The sequence below is a fragment of the Parendozoicomonas sp. 209JJ7-1 genome (genome assembly GCF_058147085.1).
Genome location: NZ_JBYVJU010000047.1, coordinates 1 through 2,497, shown reverse-complemented (window position 1 = coordinate 2,497; position 2,497 = coordinate 1). Strand labels below are relative to the sequence as shown.

The window sequence follows — 2,497 nt, the reverse complement described above, 5'->3', positions numbered from 1 at the left end:
ACAACCAAAGTGCACACTTCGTATCGTGGTGCGGCACATTCAATACAAACCGGGTAAGCACCTAACAAGCGCATCCAAGTGACGCCTTCGGCGCACCTGATGCGGGCGTTACATGCTCAAAAAAATAAGGAGCAATCTTTGAGATTTATTTTTGTGGATGCTGAAAATACCGGGAATAAGGAAGTTGAATCTATAAGTGCATCAATAGCAGATAAAGTATTTATTTTCTCAAAGAATGACTCAATGAAAGAATTGTGTGAACGAAAGTTATTTCTTTACATTTCAAGTTATCCTACTGGTAAAAACCAGGCTGACTTTTATATCATTGGAAACCTTGTTGGCATCATTGCATCACTTACAGATGAGCAGCGCGAAGCCTGCCAGTTCATTTTATATTCGCAAGATGAACCTCTGGTCATGGCGTTTTCATTTCAATGTAAATTACATAAAGTCAAATATAAAATTTCTTTAGCCCCGAAAACAAAAAATCCACAACAACAAAAAATATCACAACAGAAACCGAGCCGATCTTTGGAGCAAAAGATATATGCTCAATTCAAGACCGCTCAAACTGCTGAGACAGTGAGAAAAAAGTTAAACCAACCAAAGCCAGACTTCATTAGAGTTTTCAACAAGCTTATACAGTCCAATCAATTACAACGTGTCTCAAAAAACAAGAAAACTTGGGTCTGTGCAACTCGCATGTAACAAGTGCATCCAGGTGACGCCTACGGCGCACCTGATGCAAGCGTTAGCCGCCTAAGGAGAGTCCAGTGCAAATTGAGAGTTGGTTAGCATTCTGTTCTATTGCTTTATTAGCCACAGCAACTCCAGGTCCAGCAACTTTGCTGGTATCAACAAATAGTTTGATGTTTGGCTTCAAAAAGTCATTGATTACCGTTTTGGGTAATATTTCTGGTTTGCTTTTAATGTCTAGCTTTTCTGTTCTGGGATTGAGTGCGGTTGTTCTGAACTCTTCAATTGCTTTTACAGTCCTGAAAGTTGCGGGAGCAATTTACCTCATCTACATGGGAGTAAATCTATGGAGAAAAGGCATAACCCCAATGGAATTGAAACAGACCAAGAAAGGGAAGAAACATAATATCAGCCTGTATTTTCAAGGCATTTTGGTTTCAATCACAAACCCCAAAGCTATCGTATTTACAACAGCATTATTCCCACAGTTCATCGTGGTTTCAGAGCCATTACTTCCGCAGTTCAGTGTTCTGGTTTTGAGTTTTATGTGTTCATCTTTTGTTTGTCTCTCCACATATTCATATCTTGCACAGAGAGCAAAAAACAAAACAAGAAAATTATTTTCAGGTACTGTAGCTGGCAAAGTATTTGGCTCAACCTTTATTGGTGCCGGTTGCATATTGGCATCAGCATCTAAGTAAGCGGCGGCTAACAAGTGCATCCAGGTGACGCCTTCGGCGCACCTGATGCAGGCGTTAGAAGCTCCCAAACATAAACATCTCAGTATGGAAACAAAACTAAAATTTATAGTTCGTATAGAGTACGAATCGACGAATACATTAGGCTGGCAGGTACGCCTGAAAAGGAAGAGTAATTAGTTAACAAAATTATTCTCCGATGGAAAATTTGGTGGTAAGGAAAACGCCTTAGATGCAGCACTAGAGTTTAGAGACAGTGCTTTAAAAGAACGTGGTGAAACGCTGGAATCTGATCAAGCTAGAGCACGAATCTATTTATCAGACTTGCCTTCAAACAATACATCTGGAATTTTAGGAGTCTCTCGATCCTTCAGTAAGGAGCGAAACGGTAGTATTTTCCCTTACTGGCAAACTTCGTACAGAACAACAGACAATAAAACAAAGACTAAATCATTTCGGGTGAGTGTCCTAGGTGAACGAAAAGCCTTAATTTGTGCTGTAGAAGCACGCCAAAATGGAATAATGGAACTGTTTGCTGAAGAAACTTCAACTGAAGTGAGTAATAGTTACATTACAATCATTGATGAATACGACAAGATATTAAACTACCTCAGAAGCCTGACGGATGAAGATTCATCTACATTGATTGAATTTCTATCTTCACGTGAGGTTGGCCCTACATCGAAAAAACAGCTTCTGGAAAAACGAATTGCCCAAAACATATTTCGAGATAGAATCATGGAATATTGGGGGTATAAATGTGCTGTCACAGGTGCAAGTGCATTTGTCATTGCTTCACATATCAAACCTTGGGCTGTATCAAACGATGCTGAAAGGGTAAATCCCCATAATGGTATTGCTCTATCACCAAATTATGATAAAGCTTTCGATTTAGGGCATATAACATTTGATAGTTCAGGAAAAATAATTCTCTCCGAAAGTTTTCGTGGACAAGCTGCTTTGCTTGGAATAAGCGACAATATTGCACTAAAAAACTTTTCACCGTTACATGATTCATTTATGAACTATCATAGAAAACACATCTTCCTAAACCACGCTTCTAACAAGTAAATCCAGGTGACGCCTACGGCGCACCTGATTTA

The 2,497-nt window shown here is 39.3% G+C and carries 3 protein-coding genes; all 3 read left to right on the top strand.

The genetic code is table 11. The features are described from left to right. Positions 1-99: 99 nt before the first annotated feature. The 3 genes from ACY2RQ_RS19115 to ACY2RQ_RS19105 all read left to right on the top strand — a co-directional run bounded on the left by ACY2RQ_RS19115 (position 100) and on the right by ACY2RQ_RS19105 (position 2,465). Positions 100-708, top strand: a complete 609-nt coding sequence (locus ACY2RQ_RS19115; protein WP_490114607.1) for a hypothetical protein — start codon at positions 100-102, stop codon at positions 706-708. Between the two features lie 65 nt (positions 709-773). Then, the gene (locus tag ACY2RQ_RS19110; protein ID WP_490114606.1) at positions 774-1,397 is read left to right on the top strand and encodes a LysE family translocator; all 624 of its coding nucleotides are present in this window, start codon (positions 774-776) and stop codon (positions 1,395-1,397) included. A 456-nt stretch (positions 1,398-1,853) separates the two neighbouring features. Then, a complete protein-coding gene (locus ACY2RQ_RS19105; protein WP_490114605.1) occupies positions 1,854-2,465 on the top strand; it encodes an HNH endonuclease in 612 nt (203 codons plus the stop codon). Positions 2,466-2,497: the final 32 nt, after the last annotated feature.